Source organism: Bradyrhizobium sp. Leo170, from assembly GCF_004296405.1.
Classification (GTDB): Bacteria; Pseudomonadota; Alphaproteobacteria; order Rhizobiales; family Xanthobacteraceae; genus Bradyrhizobium.
Genome location: NZ_PSRR01000737.1, coordinates 1 through 1,197, shown reverse-complemented (window position 1 = coordinate 1,197; position 1,197 = coordinate 1). Strand labels below are relative to the sequence as shown.

Sequence of the window (1,197 nt, the reverse complement as noted above, 5' to 3'; positions counted from 1 at the left end):
TGCTGCGTTTGACGATCTCATCGACGAGATCGGCCAAACGATCACCCAGTCTGCTCTTTCCGTGCTGGAGACGCATCCGGCGAAGCAGGTCTCGCGCGAGCTGGGCAGCGAAGCCGCCATGTTAGCCGCACTGAAATTCGCAGCCCTTGCGGCTTGTACCGGCCATGTCGGACTGAACGACGCCCAGGACGAGCTCCGAATGGCGATGGGCGAGGTGATGAGCAAGGTGCGCGCTGCGGCTGAGCCGGCACCTCGACAGGCGCTGAATTCGTAAGCGGCACGCGGCTTGGCGGATTTCCGTTCGATGAATGGCCCAAAATCGAGTGAAGCTGGCTAGCCAGCAGCTGCCATCTTGATGGCTCACCGTTCCTCCTATATGCTTAGGGGAGGAGTCGTAGATGGCCGAACCGCAACTTTCAGTCCGCAGTGCCAAGGCACGAGATCTAGCCCATCGGCTTGCGCGTCGGGAGAATCGCTCGATCGCGGACGTGGTCGAACGCGCGCTGGAAGCCTATGAGGAGCGCGCGGCCGGGCGCGAACCGCCGGCGGCGTTTTACGCCCGCCTTAGGGCCAATGGCGGTGCGGATATCGACCTCGAGGCAATCATCCGCGAGGGCCGCCGGCCCCACACCGGACCCGAACTTTGATCTTTCTCGACACCAATGTGATCTCGGAGACCTTGAGGAAGGCGCCCGACGACGCCGTAATCGCCTGGCTGGTCCGTCACGATGCGGAGCTTGCGCTTCCCACGGTCACAATCGCCGAGATCGCGTTCGGCATTCAGAAAATCAGGCCCGATCAACGCGCCGAGCGCCTGGAACGCGGCTTGTTGGATTGGCGCCAACGATTCGCCGATCGGATCTTCGGCCTGACGGAGAGGCCGCGCTGGCGTATGGCGACATCATGGGGGAGGCGACACGGCGTGGCCAACCGATGTCGGCGCCCGACGGGATGATTGCAGCCATCGCCCGCGTCAACGGCGGTCGATTGGCCACGCGGAACCTAAATGATTTTGCGTCCACAGGGCTCGAATTGATTTCGCCGTGGAATTTCGCAGCCTAAGGCGCCGGCAGGGGAGCGGCGTCAAAGGCCCGCAGCCTTGGTGAGATTCACCCGGAACCGGTCGCGCCGGCGCTGATAACGGCGGGTCTGCTCGGCGCTGGCGTGCCCGAGCTGCTTCTGGACGTAGCGCTCGTC

At 63.7% G+C, this 1,197-nt stretch carries 2 protein-coding genes and 2 pseudogenes; 3 read left to right on the top strand and 1 reads right to left on the bottom strand.

Annotation, left to right across the window (positions count from 1 at the left end; all coding sequences use genetic code 11):
* The 3 genes and pseudogenes from CWO89_RS46685 to CWO89_RS44365 form a co-directional block, all read left to right on the top strand.
* Window positions 1-274: hypothetical protein (locus CWO89_RS46685; protein ID WP_165421617.1), on the top strand; the 274-nt coding region annotated here is incomplete at its 5' end.
* Window positions 275-398: 124 nt separating this feature from the next.
* Entirely contained in the window at window positions 399-647 is a 249-nt protein-coding gene (locus CWO89_RS44370) for a type II toxin-antitoxin system VapB family antitoxin (RefSeq protein ID WP_130230078.1), read from the top strand.
* Window positions 644-1,062, top strand: a pseudogene (locus CWO89_RS44365) (type II toxin-antitoxin system VapC family toxin). Before CWO89_RS44370 ends, CWO89_RS44365 begins: the two are co-directional and overlap by 4 nt.
* Before the next feature lie 21 nt (window positions 1,063-1,083).
* On the opposite strand, the pseudogene CWO89_RS48670 reads toward CWO89_RS44365, so the two are convergent.
* A pseudogene (locus tag CWO89_RS48670) lies at window positions 1,084-1,197 on the bottom strand (integrase); the annotation flags it as partial.

Excerpts from the sequence above, each read along its gene's own strand:
- CWO89_RS44370 (WP_130230078.1), top strand. The coding sequence starts at position 399 with ATGGCCGAACCGCAACTTTCAGTCCGCAGTGCCAAGGCACGAGATCTA.